12 protein-coding genes and 3 pseudogenes are annotated in these 15,565 nt (G+C 44.4%); 6 read left to right on the top strand and 9 right to left on the bottom strand.

The annotated features are described in order from the left end of the window. Positions 1 to 6: 6 nt before the first annotated feature. Positions 7 to 1,287 (bottom strand): PP2C family protein-serine/threonine phosphatase, encoded by a 1,281-nt coding sequence (locus tag sps_RS18155; protein ID WP_077755756.1) that lies wholly within the window; start codon positions 1,285 to 1,287, stop codon positions 7 to 9. Between the two features lie 339 nt (positions 1,288 to 1,626). On the opposite strand from sps_RS18155, the gene sps_RS18150 reads away from it, so the two are divergent. From sps_RS18150 to sps_RS18135, 4 genes are all read left to right on the top strand, one after another. Then, positions 1,627 to 2,505 (top strand): phosphate/phosphite/phosphonate ABC transporter substrate-binding protein, encoded by an 879-nt coding sequence (locus sps_RS18150; protein ID WP_077753789.1) that lies wholly within the window; start codon positions 1,627 to 1,629, stop codon positions 2,503 to 2,505. Between the two features lie 42 nt (positions 2,506 to 2,547). Continuing rightward, the gene (locus sps_RS18145) at positions 2,548 to 6,084 is read left to right on the top strand and encodes a PAS domain S-box protein (RefSeq protein WP_077753788.1); all 3,537 of its coding nucleotides are present in this window, start codon (positions 2,548 to 2,550) and stop codon (positions 6,082 to 6,084) included. 137 nt (positions 6,085 to 6,221) lie between these two features. Next, positions 6,222 to 7,724, top strand: a complete 1,503-nt coding sequence (locus tag sps_RS18140) for a sigma-54-dependent transcriptional regulator (protein WP_077753787.1) — start codon at positions 6,222 to 6,224, stop codon at positions 7,722 to 7,724. 68 nt (positions 7,725 to 7,792) lie between these two features. Next, the gene (locus sps_RS18135) at positions 7,793 to 8,533 is read left to right on the top strand and encodes a phosphatase (protein WP_077753786.1); all 741 of its coding nucleotides are present in this window, start codon (positions 7,793 to 7,795) and stop codon (positions 8,531 to 8,533) included. Positions 8,534 to 8,720: 187 nt separating this feature from the next. On the opposite strand, the gene sps_RS18130 is transcribed toward sps_RS18135, so the two are convergent. From sps_RS18130 to sps_RS28930, 8 genes and pseudogenes are all read right to left on the bottom strand, one after another. After that, positions 8,721 to 10,175: a capsule assembly Wzi family protein gene (locus sps_RS18130; RefSeq protein ID WP_077753785.1), complete on the bottom strand. Its 1,455-nt coding sequence runs from the start codon at positions 10,173 to 10,175 to the stop codon at positions 8,721 to 8,723. Positions 10,176 to 10,423: 248 nt separating this feature from the next. Continuing rightward, positions 10,424 to 10,672, bottom strand: a complete 249-nt coding sequence (locus tag sps_RS29095; RefSeq protein WP_257788648.1) for a tryptophan 7-halogenase — start codon at positions 10,670 to 10,672, stop codon at positions 10,424 to 10,426. 24 nt (positions 10,673 to 10,696) lie between these two features. Further along, positions 10,697 to 10,888, bottom strand: a pseudogene (locus sps_RS29090) (tryptophan 7-halogenase); the annotation flags it as partial. Positions 10,889 to 11,309: 421 nt separating this feature from the next. Beyond that, entirely contained in the window at positions 11,310 to 12,317 is a 1,008-nt protein-coding gene (locus sps_RS18120; RefSeq protein ID WP_077753784.1) for a LacI family DNA-binding transcriptional regulator, read from the bottom strand. Positions 12,318 to 12,603: 286 nt separating this feature from the next. Next, on the bottom strand, positions 12,604 to 12,798 hold the full coding sequence (locus sps_RS29050; protein WP_250638022.1) for a hypothetical protein: 195 nt from the start codon (positions 12,796 to 12,798) through the stop codon (positions 12,604 to 12,606). Between the two features lie 112 nt (positions 12,799 to 12,910). Next, positions 12,911 to 13,354: pseudogene (locus sps_RS29045) on the bottom strand (MFS transporter); the annotation flags it as partial. Then, a complete protein-coding gene (locus tag sps_RS28935) occupies positions 13,354 to 13,596 on the bottom strand; it encodes a hypothetical protein (protein WP_237157874.1) in 243 nt (80 codons plus the stop codon). The gene sps_RS28935 and the pseudogene sps_RS29045, both read right to left, overlap by 1 nt. A 2-nt stretch (positions 13,597 to 13,598) precedes the next feature. Beyond that, positions 13,599 to 13,981: pseudogene (locus sps_RS28930) on the bottom strand (MFS transporter). Positions 13,982 to 14,125: 144 nt separating this feature from the next. Between sps_RS28930 and sps_RS29240 the strand changes: the two are divergent. Both sps_RS29240 and sps_RS29235 read left to right on the top strand, forming a co-directional pair. Then, entirely contained in the window at positions 14,126 to 14,944 is an 819-nt protein-coding gene (locus sps_RS29240) for a glycoside hydrolase family 3 protein (protein WP_418346673.1), read from the top strand. Positions 14,945 to 14,964: 20 nt separating this feature from the next. Next, a complete protein-coding gene (locus sps_RS29235) occupies positions 14,965 to 15,555 on the top strand; it encodes a putative glycoside hydrolase (protein ID WP_237157873.1) in 591 nt (196 codons plus the stop codon). The last annotated feature ends 10 nt before the right edge of the window (positions 15,556 to 15,565 follow it).

Below are 15,565 nucleotides of genomic sequence, written 5' to 3'. Positions count from 1 at the left end.
TTCATGTCAGGGAAGAGACCTAGGAGCCGCCTGTAAATTCATTTTATTATCAGAGTGATGCAGAGAGGCATTCATTGCTGTTGTATCTAAGTTCGAGGTGGAAATTATCATCATTGAGATATCATCTTGGGGGGTATTTTGCTGCCAGAGTTCGATGGCGTGACTGAGATGGTGCAACAGCTCTTCTGGTGATAGTTGGTGTGCATCAGAGCAGGTCTTGAGTAGTCTCTGTTGGCCAAACTCGCCATAAGTAGGATGTTGGCACTCATATAAACCGTCTGAGTAGAGCATCAGATGCTGCTCACTGCGCAAGAAGAATGAGTTGTACTGGTATTGATATTGACTATCTATACCCAGGGGAATGCCTGAATCCAGGCTCATCATGGTGGCGCTATTTTTATCAAGCAAGATTGGCTGTGGGTGCCCTGCAATGGTAATTCTCACTTGGCCACTGTCAGTATTGGCTATTCCAAGAATCAATGTGGCGAACCGCCCGGCATTTTCAGGATCTTCAAAATCTGCATTAAGCTCAGTCACAATTAATGCAGGGTCTAAGCTGTCCCAGTGACAACTTTTACTGCTGAGCCTCTGAGCTAATGTAAAACTTTGCATAGAGGCTGCGATACCGTGACCGGTGACATCGAGCAGATAGAAACCCAGATGAGAATCATCGATGTTAAAGCATTGAAATATGTCGCCAGCTAGGTCTTGGGCGGGTTGGAATCTGGCTGCTAGACTCCATTGATTGATGAGTTGGCTCGATGCCGGCAGTAACGAGCCCTGTAGTCTGGCGGCGCTATCTAGATCTGCTTGAACCTGTGCTAAATAGGCTTGCTCTTTGGACAGAGCGCTGTTGAGCGCCATGTTCTTATCGCTCAGGTGTTGTTGCATCTTGACGATGCGCGCCGCGGCTAATAGCCTCACTTTTAATATGCTAGGTATAAAAGGTTTGGTGAGAAAGTCATCGGCACCGGACTCAATGCCTTCTACCATGTGTTTTGCCTGATTGTTAGCCGTTAGCAAGATAATGTAAGGCGGTAATGCCTCTTTCTTAAGTTGTTGGCATAACTGGGGACCAGTCAAGCCTGGCATTCTCCAGTCACTGATCACGATATCGGGCATGTGGCTTTGATATAACTCGATAGCTTCTTCACCGCTAGCACAGCTAGAAACGTCCATTCCCATGCTTTGTAGCAAATTGGCAATAAAGTATCGCTCGCTCTGAGTATCTTCAACCAGTAGGACTGAAAGTGTGTCTAATCTAAACTGGATTGCAGTAGTGGACATTCCATGTGTTGCATTTGAAGTCATAAGCAGGCTCATTACCTAATATGTGATATCAAATTAAAAGGCAATCTTTGTGCCATTGTCAGGGGCATAATCCTATCTTGTTGTTAATAGTTATAAAGTATTCTTGTGGTGATGATTTAAATGTATCTGAGCAGGTATTAATTGCAAAATGCAAAAATGTGATTCATATTGTGTTAACAGGTTGTTTTTTAGTGAGAAAAGGATGTTGTTGCCGAATTTATTGGTGTGGGCCTAATTGATTGTGACTAAGCCCGCTGAGATTTGGCATAGGCTTTGCTCCAGTATTTAGGATTGTCACTGGTAAGGATACACATAATGAAAATATCACAATGGCTCAACACTCATCTGTCCCTCGTCTTAGCCTTGTTTTTTTGTGGTGTTATCACGGCGCAAGCATCTGATACAAAACACACAGTTAACGAACCTTCAATTCTCACATTTGGCGTGGTTCCCCAACAAGCCGCTAGTATGCTGGCAAGAAAGTGGTCTCCCTTACTCGTAGCCTTGTCGCAAAATGCAAATTATCAATTGCAATTTGCGACAGCTCCCGATATTCCCACGTTTGAGAAGCGCTTGGCTAAGGGGGAGTACGATATTGCTTATATGAACCCCTACCACTTTACCGTGTTTAATGAATCACCCGGTTATCTGGCGCTGGTAAAAGAGAAAGGTAAAAAATTAAAAGGGATTATTGTCGTTAAGAAAAGTGCTAAAGCTCAGTCTCTGTCAGATCTCGATGGACAGTTATTGGCCTTCCCGGCTCCCGCTGCTTTTGCCGCGAGTGTGTTGCCTCGAGCTAACTTGAAGATAAAGGGAATTAATAATCAAATAAAGTATGTTGGCTCACATGATTCTGTTTATCTCGCCGTAGCCCAAGGGTTAGTGGCTGGTGGAGGAGGGGTTAAAAGAACTTTTAAAACAATGGATAAAGAGGTGACCAAGCAGTTGCGCGTGCTCTGGGAAACACCTGGGTACACTCCCCATGCCGTGGCTATTCATCCAAGAGTCCCCATGGAAGTGAGAGGAGAATTAGTTAGAAACTTCTCTCAATTCTCATCGACTCAAGAAGGAACTCTACTACTGGAAGGGCTGGGATTTAGACCTTTTGAAGCCGCCAAGAGTAGTGACTGGAATGATGTGAGAGCCTTAGGCTTAGGTGATTTTCCTAAGCCCTTAGAAACGAATGATGAATAAGAATGGGTTCATTATTGCTTGCTGATAGTAGGGAGGTTACTAATGACGTTTAGATTAAAAACGGTATTAGGTATCGCGTTAATCGAGGGCGTGCTCTTGATGCTGCTGGTTTATACCAGTGTCGATTATCTCAAGAGTTCCAATCAGGCAGAGATTGAAAAACGCGCACGTTCAGTCGTGGCGCTATTTGCTGCGGCGGCTAAAGATGCGGTGATAAGCACCGATGTGTCCACCTTGCAGGAGTTGTCGAACGAGCTACTCGTGAATACTCAAGTCTTGTATGTGGAAATTTATGATCGTAATGACTTGCTCGTAAGAGCGGGAGAGCCGGTGCTAAGCTCAGCTGGTGATCAAAAGCCAGTCAGCGATGAAGAGGCGCTAGTTTATGTGGGTGGCGGGTTTGTTGACATAGAAGACGGTGTGCTTGATGTGAAGGCCGACATTATTGAGTCTGGATTTGTGTTCGGTCGTGTTGAACTGGGAGTCAGTATCGATGAGTTCGATCAGTTTTTAGCCCGAGCCACAACGCGTTTTAGTTCGATTGCGGGGCTAGAGATGTTATTGGTTGCGCTTTTTTCCTGGCTATTGGGCAGTTACTTGACCAAGAATTTGAGTGAACTAAAACGGGCATCTAAAAGAATACTCAAGGGGGAAACCGGAATTCAAATTCCTGTTAATACCGACGATGAAATAGGTCAAACTACCCAGGCATTCAATCGTATGATTGAAAAAATTGAGAAGAATGCTCAAGAACTTGAGAGCGCCAATATTCGCCTCAGTACTATTTTAGAAGCCGCCGTAGATGGGTTTATCATCATAGACACCAAGGGGATCATCGTTCAGGTTAATCCCGCCGTCGGTCATCTTTTTGGTTATGACAAGAATGACTTGATTGGACAGAACGTATCCATTTTCATGCCCAGTCACGAACGACACATGCAAAATGATTTCCTGATGAGTTTTATTAACTCTAAAAGAGGGGTGCTACAAGGCAGGGGAAGGGAGCTGGTGGCACAACACAAGAATGGTAAGCTGTTTCCCATCGATCTGTCTGTCTCTAAGATGTTGATTGATGGCGACGTCATGTTACTGGGCTTAGTGAAAGACTTAAGTGATATTAAACGAAAAGAGGCCGAGGCTAAACGGACAGAGTCTATATTGCTTGCGACGCTTGAGGCGAGCCAAGATGCATTAATTACCATAGATATCACAGGGCGTATTCAAGAGTTTAATGATGCGGCCAGTCATTTGTTTGGCCATAGTCGTGAACAGGCTCTAGGCGAGATTTTAGAGGATCTGATTTTTGTCGATATCGAGAGAAAGGCTTTCAAGGAAGGGCTGGAGACGTTCAGGAAGACTGGCTGTGGTCCAGCGATAAAGAAGAGCGTAGAGCTTATGTCTATTCGGGCTGATGGCACTAACTTTCCAGTTGAGATGAAGATGATCCCGGTACAACTCGGCGATGAGATCTTACTTACTGCTTTTTTACACGATGTTTCAGAACGTATGCAGTATGAGACTGAGTTAAAGCAAGCTAAAGAGCAGGCTGAAATAGGCAGTAAGGCTAAATCTAGATTTCTGGCGACTATGAGTCATGAAATTCGTTCTCCACTGAACGCCGTATTAGGTGGAGTGGAACTGATGCTAGACTCTAAACTGAATAAAGACCAACGAATATACGCGCATACGGCTAAAGAAGCCGGTACTGCACTACTGAGTACCATCAACGATATTCTAGATTTTTCAAAAATTGAAGCCGGACAGATGGTGTTGGAAAACATGAGTTTCTCGCCAGCTAAAATGGTGGCTCAGGTGATGCAGATTTTAGCGCCTAAAGCCAATGAGAAAGGCGTCAACTTAGCGACATTTATTAATCGAAATGTACCGGATCTCGTCAAGGGCGACGCCCAACGATTGCGTCAGGTACTACATAATCTTGTGGATAATGCGATTAAATTCTCCAGTGGTGGCTGTGTCTCTGTGGAGATGTGGATCCCTGACAGCCATCACCAGGAGGTGCAACTGCATTGTGCCGTCACAGATGAAGGCATTGGTATTAGCCTTCCGGCTCAAAAGAAATTGTTTCAAGAGTTTAGTCAGGTTCATGATCAGCATAATACCAACTATAAAGGCACCGGATTAGGTTTAGCCATTTGTTCCGAGTTAATCATCATGATGGGCGGAGAGATAGAGCTGAGCAGCCGTCTGGGTCATGGCAGTTGCTTCAGGTTCGATGTACGTTTACAGCTAGAAGAACAAAGAGGCAATTATCTTACCCATATTCCTGCTCATGCCAGAGTACTACTGGTTCACCCCGATAAGACTTTTTCTCATCTGGTGAGAAAACAGTACAGCCAATATGGGGTGCAGACCGTTAATGTGAGCCAATTGACGGACATCTTTAAAATAGATGAAGTGAAAGGCAGGTTTAACCTTATATTGATTGATGACACTAGCTTATCTCAGTTGAGCTTAAATTTATCGAATCAATTTAAGCGAGACTTTCTATTCAAAGATGGCTTAATTGCCGCCTTGATGTCGGGATTAAGTCCTGAAATGCCCGTGGTCATGGCCGATCTCGGTTTAGAGCAAGTGATCAATAAACCCTTGAGTAGAGAGATGCTGTTAGGCCTGCTTAGTGGTGAAAGTCAGGATGAATTTGATACCAAAAAGATCGAGACTTTATTGCCTGAGCTGACATTGAGGAATAAACGTCTATTATTGGCCGAGGACAGTCCCTCAAATCGAGTAATCGCCGGAGCCATGTTAGCTAAATCTGGGTTCGAAGTTGAATTTGCCCATAACGGAAAAGAGGCCGTTAAAATGTCAGCCGAACATAACTATGGCTTGATATTAATGGATATGCGTATGCCTGAGATGGACGGCGTTGAAGCGACGCGAGAGATTTTACTCGCTCAGCCTGACACTGTGATATTAGCCATGACGGCCAATGTATCGAAAGAAGACGTCGAGTCCTGCCTCGATGCAGGGATGAAAGACTTTGTGGCGAAACCCGTTAATCAAGTTGAGCTGGTGAAGGCTATCAATAAGTGGCTTCCCTCCTCAGATGTCGTTGACCTGCAAAGTAAACATACTCTAGCAAAGGGGAAAAACAGTCATAAACCTTGTGAAGCGACTGTTCAGGAATTAAGCTTGATTAAAGAATCCACGATAGACGATATCATGAATGCGAAAACAGATGGCCCAAATGTGATAGATAATGAAGCGGTCCTTTCGGACAGGTTATTCGACGAGCTGGTGCTGTCAGAGTTGGTTGATGCCCTTGGACAAGAGTCAATGGAAGGCATGTTCAGTGTCTATCTTCAAGAGACCCACGAGCGTTTAGAGAAGTTAGAATTATTAAGACTATCGATGAATTTTAACGAGATTGATGATCAGGCTCATACCTTAAAAAGTAGCTCTGGAAGCTTTGGCGCACAAGCCCTTTATGAAGTGGCTAAATGCCTAGAAAAAAGTGCCCGAGATAAAGATAAACAAGAGGTCGAGTCCTATATGCTAGAAGTACAAGAGATTGGAGAGCAGACCATAAAAGCCTTTAGGGAGCGCTTCGCTGCTTAGGTTTGGCCGACTAGACTGTCGAACTTTGAAGTCTACTGTTAGATGTCTCACTGTAGAAGCATAATCGCTTACTTATGGTCCAGATTATTGATAGGAATATGGGTCAGCCAGAAGTATAGAAAATAGGTAAAGAATATATGGAAATTAAGCACTCATTTACCGTTTTACTTGTTGAAGACAGCATGTCGCTGGGGGCATTGTATACCGAGTACCTCCGCAGCGAAGGAGCGAAAGTTACCCATGTTAATCATGGGGAAGATGCGTTAACTGAACTGACGATTTGGCAGCCCGATTTACTGGTACTGGATATCAAGTTACCCGACATGTCTGGCATGGATATACTGCAGAAAGTTCAAACTCAATATCCTGATACGACAGTGATCATGATAACCGCCCATGGGACTATAGATCTTGCCGTCGAGTCTATGAAATCTGGTGCCTTCGATTTTATTATTAAGCCATTCGATGCTAAACGTCTCTCCATCACAGTCCGTAATGCGCTGAAACAGAGGCAGTTGGTCAATTTAGTCGCCAATTACGAAAATAGCTTACCTAAGGCTAATTACATGGGCTTTATCGGTGAATCCCTTGCGATGCAAACGGTATATAAAACCATAGATTGCGTCGCCAATAGTAAGGCTTCGGCTTTTATTATAGGAGAAAGTGGCACAGGTAAAGAGGTCTGCGCTCAGGCCATTCATCACGCAGGCAATCGTCGTGATAAGCCATTTATCGCACTCAACTGTGCCTCAATTCCTAAAGACTTGATAGAAAGTGAGATATTTGGCCATACCAAGGGCGCGTTTACCGGAGCCATTGCTAACCGTGATGGCGCAGCAACTCGAGCCCATGGAGGAACCCTTTTTTTAGATGAAGTATGCGAGATGGAGCTTGAGCTTCAAAGCAAGTTTCTACGATTTATCCAAACGGGGATCTTTCAAAGGGTTGGTGGAACCAAGGAGGAGAAAGTCGATGTGCGCTTTGTCAGTGCGACTAACCGGATCCCTTGGGATGAAGTGAAAGCGGGTAGGTTTAGAGAAGATCTATTTTATCGATTACATGTGATCCCTATTGAGTTACCTGCGTTAAGAGGGCGGGGAAAAGATGTGCTGTTACTCGCTCAAAAATTCTTAAAAGAATATAACGCCGAAGAGGGTAAGCAGTTTAAAAGTTTCAGTATTGAGGCGAAGAAAGTCCTACAGACCTATAATTGGCCGGGTAATGTCCGTCAATTGCAAAATATTATCAGACAGATTGTGGTACTTAACTCTTCCGATATTGTAGATGAGTCGATGTTACCTGCATTATTTAAACCAGACTCGGGCAGCGGCCAACCTCAAATCAAGCCGATAATCTCCATCGCGAGTGCTAATCAGACTTCGGCAATCAATAGCGGTGAGTCACTCGCTATTGATGAGCAGCTCAGCAGTAAAAACCTGCAATCAGCAGACTTAGGAAAAGATAAAGCTGAGGCAATCATTCCACTCTGGCTGTCAGAAAAGCAGACAATTGAGGCGGCCATAGAGCAGTGTAATGGTAATGTACCTAAGGCGGCGGCCATGTTAGACATCAGTGCCTCGACGATTTACCGAAAGCGTCAGGGATGGGATGAACTACAAGGCGTAGTTTCTGAAAGTTAGGCTAAGTGATGATAAAACGTAGAATCTTGTGTATTGATATTTTAATCTAAAGTACAAGAAGAGCCTTTATGAAGTACCTTGTTGACACTCATGCTCACACCATCGCCTCTACTCATGCTTATAGTACGATTCATGATTACATCGCTGTGGCGAAGGAGAAAGGTTTGCGGTTATTTGCGATAACCGATCATGGTCCGGATATGGCCGATGCTCCTCATTTCTGGCATTTTGTTAATATTAGAGTGCTGCCCAGGATACTAGATGGCGTTGGTATTTTAAGAGGTATAGAGGCGAATATTAAAAATGATGCGGGAGAAATTGACTACTTTGGGGATTACCTACAAGCGTTAGATATTGTGCTGGCCGGGTTTCACGAACCCGTTTTTACGCCCTCAGATAAGCAAACTCACACCCAAGCACTGATAAATACCATCGAAAGTGGCAACGTGGATATCATTACTCATCCGGGGAACCCGGCTTACCCTATCGATATCAACGCGGTGGCCGCCGCAGCAGCCAAATCTAATGTTGCACTCGAAATCAATAATTCTTCGTTTAAGATGTCGCGAAAAGGCAGTGAGGCTAACTGTGTCGCAATAGCAAAAGCCGTTCGAGATGCTGGTGGCTTGTTAGTGATGGGCTCAGATTCTCATGTTGCCTTTAGTTTAGGCGAGTTCTCACAAGCGCTGGAAATTATAGAGGAAGCGGAGTTTCCCTGCGATCGACTGTTGAATCGAAGTCCGGAGGCGCTGCTGACATTTCTTTCTAAAAGAGGGCATAAGACCCTGGATGATTTTGCTGAGCTTTAATCAAGAAAGATCCTAGGAAAGAGGCTCTAGGTTTTATAAAGCTAATAAGGCAATGTCTATTCGATGAGCTGTGCCCTATTAGATATAAGAAAGTGACTGGCACGAGCGCTCAGTCACTTTTATTCTACCGGGGACGCTGACGTCAATTAACTCACATGCCGAGTGTCTCTGGTCCTAGGAACTTCTATTAAAAACTTCTTTCCCAGGCTGCGTACACCGTCGTATCCCAGTCATCACCACCGCTGGTCATATATTCGCTATAACCTAAGGTGCCACCAACTTTTAGCGTACCTTCATAGAAGGGTCTGTGATAGCTGGTGTCGAACTGATACATGCGCTCATATTCTCCTGGAGATACCGGATTTCCGCCTTCAGGATTTGAGGTGTCTGTGCCATCGAAATTGAGTTTTAGGTATCTCAGCTTGTTGGTGATACTTTGCCCACCACCCAGTTGGGTGATCCCCCCAATAACCAATGTACGTGAGTCATTGTCATAGGTGCTGCCCAAGCTTTTACCATAGTAGCGGTAGCCATCTTTATAAAAGGTGTGCTCATACATGCAGTTGTAAATCTTGTCATCAACGCCACAAGAGACGGCTGTGTCGGCATACTCGATAAAGATCCGAGTATTGATATCGGTTAAAACAAAGTCAACACCGCCCATATTAGCGGCATTGATCAGCTTGTTCTTACCATTGTGGTAATCTTCATGGGTACGCTCGTAGTAAATACCGTAGGGGATACCGAAAGCGGTATCTGACCAACGGAAATCGTAACCAGCTAGCATGTTCCCTTCACCATTTTCAGTTTGACCTCCCTGGCCTAGAGCATCCCACCAATCGCTGAGACTATTTCCTTCTCCTTCACCGCCCCACTGCATGGTCCAGGAGAAGCCAACTTCTAACTTAGAGATGGGTCTGAGTGTGCCGCGAGCACCCCAATGTTGAGTATCTGGCACATGACGGTCGCTTTCCATCTGACTAAAGCTGGTGGTGAAGGTCCATGGGCCTATCCAGTTCAGCCAAGGTGTTTCAAAGGCTTCGCTGTTGTTACGACTAAAGGTGACCCCCGGCATAGGTCTGGCGTTAGTCGTTTGAATCAAGCCTGTGTCCCAGCCTGGTCCCCAGTACTTTTGCTGGGCACCGGCGCTAACAATCCAGTTGCCTAACATGACTGCGGCGAAACTGTTGTCCAAACGTGCGCTGTTACCATCGATTGGGTCGTAATGATAACTGGCTGAAATTCGGCCGCTAAACCAGTCTTTGGTGACTTCGGCATTGACTGTGGTTTCGCCTTTGTCACGGTAATCATGGCCAAACCCTAGAAAGCGGGCATTATCTGTTGCCGCAGCAAGCTTAACTTCGGCATTAAAGCTTTGATGATCTTTGTTATAGGCGGCCATGACACGGTCATAAGCGTTGGCCTGCATGGATGATAACGTTTCAATTTCAGCCTTATCCATATCTTGCTTTAGTCCAGCCCACATCAAAGGGTAGGTCGTTACAGGTTGCAGAATAATACCTGTGTCGGCTAGCAATTGAATATCCGCTCTTAGAGCAAGATCATCAGGCTCAACCCACCAGGCGGCTTGCGCCGATGAACATGTAAGAAGTAGTAATCCAGATAATATTTTGAGTTTCATTGTGATCCCTTATGTCATTGACGGGGATTCTAAGGGATTTTAGTACTTCATGACAATATTGAGCTGAATATTAGGGGAAAAATTAATTTCTGTATCGACCTTTTTTTACATTTATTAATTCGATGTGGTGGGGGCTTTAAATTTGTTTGTTTTTGGGGTGTGATGTTAAGCAGGTGTACCATAAAGGCATGCCTGAATGTATTTATCGGTTTACTTAAGGACTCATTTGTCCTCTTGAGATATTTCCGTCAGGCAAGCTGGGGGGATTTGCAGTATTGATCGATAAAGTCTTGATGAGAGGGCATCTGAGTGACTTGTTTATCAACCATCTGCTTAAGGCTTGCAAGAAATCGTTTTAGCTCAGTATCATTCATATTATCGACTATCCGATGATAGTGCTTTGGCATGATACCTTGGCCTAGCATGACCTGAGTCCAAAAATCGATACGAAATAGTTCGGTTTCAGTCAGGAAAACACAGGCTGTGTCTTTAAACAGCTCGATACGATGAGACCCTGTTTTATATTTGAATACTCTTGGCTCAGTGATCACAGCAGACTCTAAATTATCCATCAGACTAGCGATGGCATCTTCATCGGATATGAATCGGCTGCAGTAGACCAAGCCATTTCCCACCCTATGTTGCAGAGATATGCGCCATTGCCAGCCTGAGTCTCTGGCCATGGATTGAGTATAATGTCTGGGCTCGGCGGATTTTTCTGTTTGTGATTACTAGTGGTGAAACCTGTTTATTGGATAGTTTGTGTTCTTTCTGTTGGTAAACGTTGGATTAGTAATCGGTATGGCAATGAAAATGACTGCTTGAGAAAATTTGCCTATTAAATAAGAGGATGAGAAAAAACGTGGTGAAACCTGTTTATTGGATAGTTTGTGTTCTTTCTGTTGGTAAACGTTGGATTAGTAATCGGTATGGCAATGAAAATGACTGCTTGAGAAAATTTGCCTTTTAAATAAGAGGATGAGAAAAAACGTGTTGAAATTTGTCTTGTGGGATAATTGGGAATTGAAGTTCACTTAATGAGTGTGTTGCAGGGATTAAGTCGGTGAGTGTAGTACACCGACTTTACATAGGTAGGGCAGGCAAGAAATCATTTTATGATTCTCGTTTATTACACTATCTAGGCTCTATTATCTTAATGGAATTTCTGTGAACCAAGGCTGGTTCAAACATGTTTTTGATATTAAGAGACATGTTCTTATAGGTGTTTTTTAAGATCCAACGCGCGGCCATATGGCCCATTTCCCCTATCGGGTAATCAATTGTGGTTAATTTGGGGTGGATGTAATTAGCCAGAATGATGTTATCAAAACCTATGATTGATATGTCTGCAGGTATATTTACTTGCATCAGCCTTGCTGCATCCATGGCACCTGCTGCGGTTTCATCGTTAGCGCATACCAGAGCTGTAAATTCAATACTTCCGGCTTTGAGAGCCTTAAAGCCTTGACGACCACCAGTTTCAAGGTAATTCCCTTCAAACATCAGTGATGGATTAAATTCAATCCCAGATTCGTCCAAGGCTTGCTTGTGACCCTTTAAACGCGCTTGGGTATCAAGCTTCCACATAGGTCCTGAAATATAGGCTAAAGACTTATGCCCTGAGTCGAGGATGGCTTTGGTCGCTAAATACCCCCCTAGCTGGTTATCTAAGAAGATGCAGTTATCTTTGAGAGCCGGAATATATCGGTTGATAAGTACGATAGGCATTGAGCCTTTACTTAACTCGATTAGGTATTCATCTGAAACGGCTTCTACGTGAAGTATTAGTGCATCACAGCGACGGTCGATGAGAAATTCAATGCTCTCTTTTTCGCTTTGTTCGTCGCTGTGTCCGGCAGCTATGATGACATGTTTCTTTGATGTTCTCAGCTCGGCTTCTATTCCACTCATCATGGCGCCATAGAAGGGACCATGAAGCTCTGATACTAAAACGCCGACACTATTAGAACGATTTGAGGCCAGTGATTGTGCGATAGAGTTTGGCCTGTAGCCAAGTTCTTCCATGGCATCGAGCACTTTTTTTTCGGTTTTTTCACTGACTTTTGTATTTTTGTTCATCACTCTGGATACTGTCGCTAGCGACACTCCAGCTAGCACAGAGACATCATAAATGGTTGCCATACTCTTCCTTATTGTGCTTATATCGATTGGTATAACGTATAAAGCGCTGACGCTATCTTATTCTTTACGCTACAGATTTACCAAAGATTTTAGCTATTTTTGTTTCAGTTTAACGTTATTATGTAAGCTTTGGATGGCTCTGACTGTTTACTCATGGGTCTGAGCATTCAGCTCCATTTGGGGTTGCTTCAGCTTGTATTACATTTCCCAAGGTCGTTGGTCATCTTTTCTTTAGCTGTGAACATGTATAGCGGTTACCCTGCATTTTTATAAAGTTAAGCAGGAGCTAAAGCTTGCTACGTTTAGCAAGCTCTTCGCCAATCTCTTGGTTTTGTTTACAGCCCAACGGGTAGAACAGCATTAAAATAACGCCCGCAAAGGCAAAGCCAGCAGGGATCCAGCTCATTAACAGTTGCATACCTGGTAATGAAGCTTTTATGGTGGATTGATCCATGCCATCGTATCCATAACTTGCTAACACAGCCAAAACGACTGCTCCGGCAAATCCACTGCCGGTTTTTTGAATAAAAGGTGCCGGCGGAATAGATTAACCCCGTCGCTCGACGACCGTTTTTCCATTCAGAATAATCGGCGGAATCTCCCAGCATAGAAAAGAATAGCGTTGGCATCATAGCGGCAAAAAATTCAGCTTAGCAGCCTAATATGAAGATGGCGGTAATATTGCCATTAGGTACCCAGTAGAGCGCAGATGTTAATAGACCACTAAGCAGAAGTGATGTGATGAATAGGTTTTGTTTGCCCCATTTTTTAGAAAGGTAGCCAGTAGACAGGGCGCCGAGAATTGACACTAACAGCAGTGCGATAAAATATTGACCGACCATGAGTTCATTGCCGACCTGATATTTAAAGTAGTAAGCAATTACCCCATATTTGATGCCATTAAACATCATGGTAAGAAAGCCCATGCTGAGTAATATTATCCAAGGCTTGTTGGTCAGTAGATCCACCATATCTCTTTGGGTTCTGGATAAATTTTTTGTGTCTTGATTGATGAGCCGTTTAATGACAAACCACATCATAGCCATAATAACAAAGAAGAAAGTACTGCTATAACAGTTGCGGTAGTAAAAAATAGCGTGGTTGCAAGCAGGGGCAATATAATGAAAGGTAAGTTTTTACACAGATCGTTAAGTTCGATGGAAAGATCACTGGACTCATTGACTGCAGGAGTCACGCGCTCCTTGGTGGTAGCAAAGGTGATAACCATTTGAGTCATCACCGGCACCGAAATAGGCAACGAGATCAGGTAAAAACCCATGACTAACAGACCCCGCCAAAGGCCCCCGCCAACCTGAACCCTGAAAGGCTGGTACGCTCGGTATCACTGGCAGTCATTACGCCCATTAATGCGGAGTAGGGGACATTATTGAGAGTATAAGCCAAGGTTAAACCTATGTAAGTGATATAGGCATAGATCAGTTTATTTTGGTCACTCAATCTGGAGTGGTGAAACATAAGACCATAAACAGTGCCAGAAAAGGCGTGGATATTAAATTCCAGGGTTGGAACTTCCCCCATCGCGTGGATGTTCGGTCAGCAATCATCCCCATGATGATGTCGTTAACCCCATAGGATAGACGGACGACTAAAAACAGCATGGCCGCTGCCGCTGCGGTTAAACCAAAGGTGTCAGTATAAAACACGGCTAAATATGCCAAGGCGCCACGCCACACTAAGTTGGAATGGAGTCAAAAACCATGGCAATCACTATCTTTTGACCCAAGTACTGAAAGAACGCATGGGCTTTGATGGTTTAGTGGTAGGGGGACTGGAATGGTCACGGACAAGTGCCCGGTTGTAGCAATGAAAGTTGTGCTCAGGCGGCTAATGCCGGACTCGATATCTTTATGGTGCCGACAGCTGCTTGGAAGCCTCTGTATGAAAATATCTTAGAGCAGGTGAGAAGCGGTGAGATCCTGACTTCGCGCATCGATGATATTGTGAGCCGAATTCTCAGAGTCAAACTACGAGCGGGTTTGTTTGATAAACCTAGCCCAGCCAAGCGAGTACTATCGGGTAAAACGGCCTTGATTGGTGCTAAAGCACACCGAGATATTGCCAGGCAAGCGGTGCGTGAGTCTCTGGTTATGCTTAAAAACCAAAGTAATATTTTGCCCTTATCGCCTAAGCTGAGTGTTTTAGTTGCTGGTGATGGTGCAGATAACATAGGTAAACAAGCCGGTGGCTGGAGTATTACCTGGCAGGGAACCAACAACAGTAACGCAGATTTCCCTGGAGGCAGCTCTATCTATCAAGGGATTGCCGATACTGTTAATGCGGAGGGTGGCCAGGTTGAGCTGATTGTGAACGGTGAATACAGCCATAAACCCGCTGTGGCTATTGTGGTGTTTGGAGAAGAACCCTACGCCGAGGGAGTAGGAGATGTCGAGCATCTCGAATTTCAAGCGGGAACTAAGCATGATTTGGCCCTGTTAAAGCGGCTTAAGGCCCAAGGCATTACTGTGGTCTCTGTGTTTTTAACGGGGAGACCCCTCTGGGTTAATACTGAGCTTAATGCATCTGATGGGTTTGTGGTGGCTTGGTTGCCAGGCAACGAAGGCGATGGTATTACACAAGTCCAGTTTTCCAATCTCGATGCAGTGTGAATTATGACATGGTGGGCAAGTTGTCATATTCATGGCCAGCCACTGCTCAGCAGACTAAGGTCAATCGCTTTGATAGTGAGTATGCACCTTTATTCCCTTATGGTTATGGGCTTAGTTATGGAGAGGTTGATCCATTGAGCTCTGCTTTGTCTGAAAAGCTTGATAGGAAAATAATGCTAACCAATACAATGACAATTTTTGATGGTTCAGTTAAGGCGCCTTGGCAGTTAATGATTGGCAGTAAGGGGATTAGGGAGCCTGTTCTGAGCAGCTTGCAGAGCAGTGAGTTTGTTGAATATCAAACCCATGATAAGGATGTACAGGAGGATGCCTGCCAGCTCGTTTTCAATGGCCAGGGTAAAGGGGAGGTGATCTTAGTTAATCAGTCGGCTGTCGATATGAAAAGGTTTCAAGGTTCCGTTATTTCAATAGAGCCTAAGCTGTGGCAGACGCTTACCGTTGAGCTTGTATGTTTTACTCAGGCCGGACTGGATCTTGAGCAGGTGAGTGCTTCATTTTCTTTGTCCAGCAGTGGGAAGTTAAATTTGGTCTTTTCCAATATTAGTATCGAGCCTTTAAAGGGCAAGATTGCGGATGTGTCTTGTCATTAAATTGAAGCGA

Source organism: Shewanella psychrophila (assembly GCF_002005305.1).
Lineage (GTDB): Bacteria > Pseudomonadota > Gammaproteobacteria > Enterobacterales > Shewanellaceae > Shewanella > Shewanella psychrophila.
Note: the sequence above shows the minus strand (reverse complement) of the source record. Positions and strands in the feature narration are given on the sequence as shown.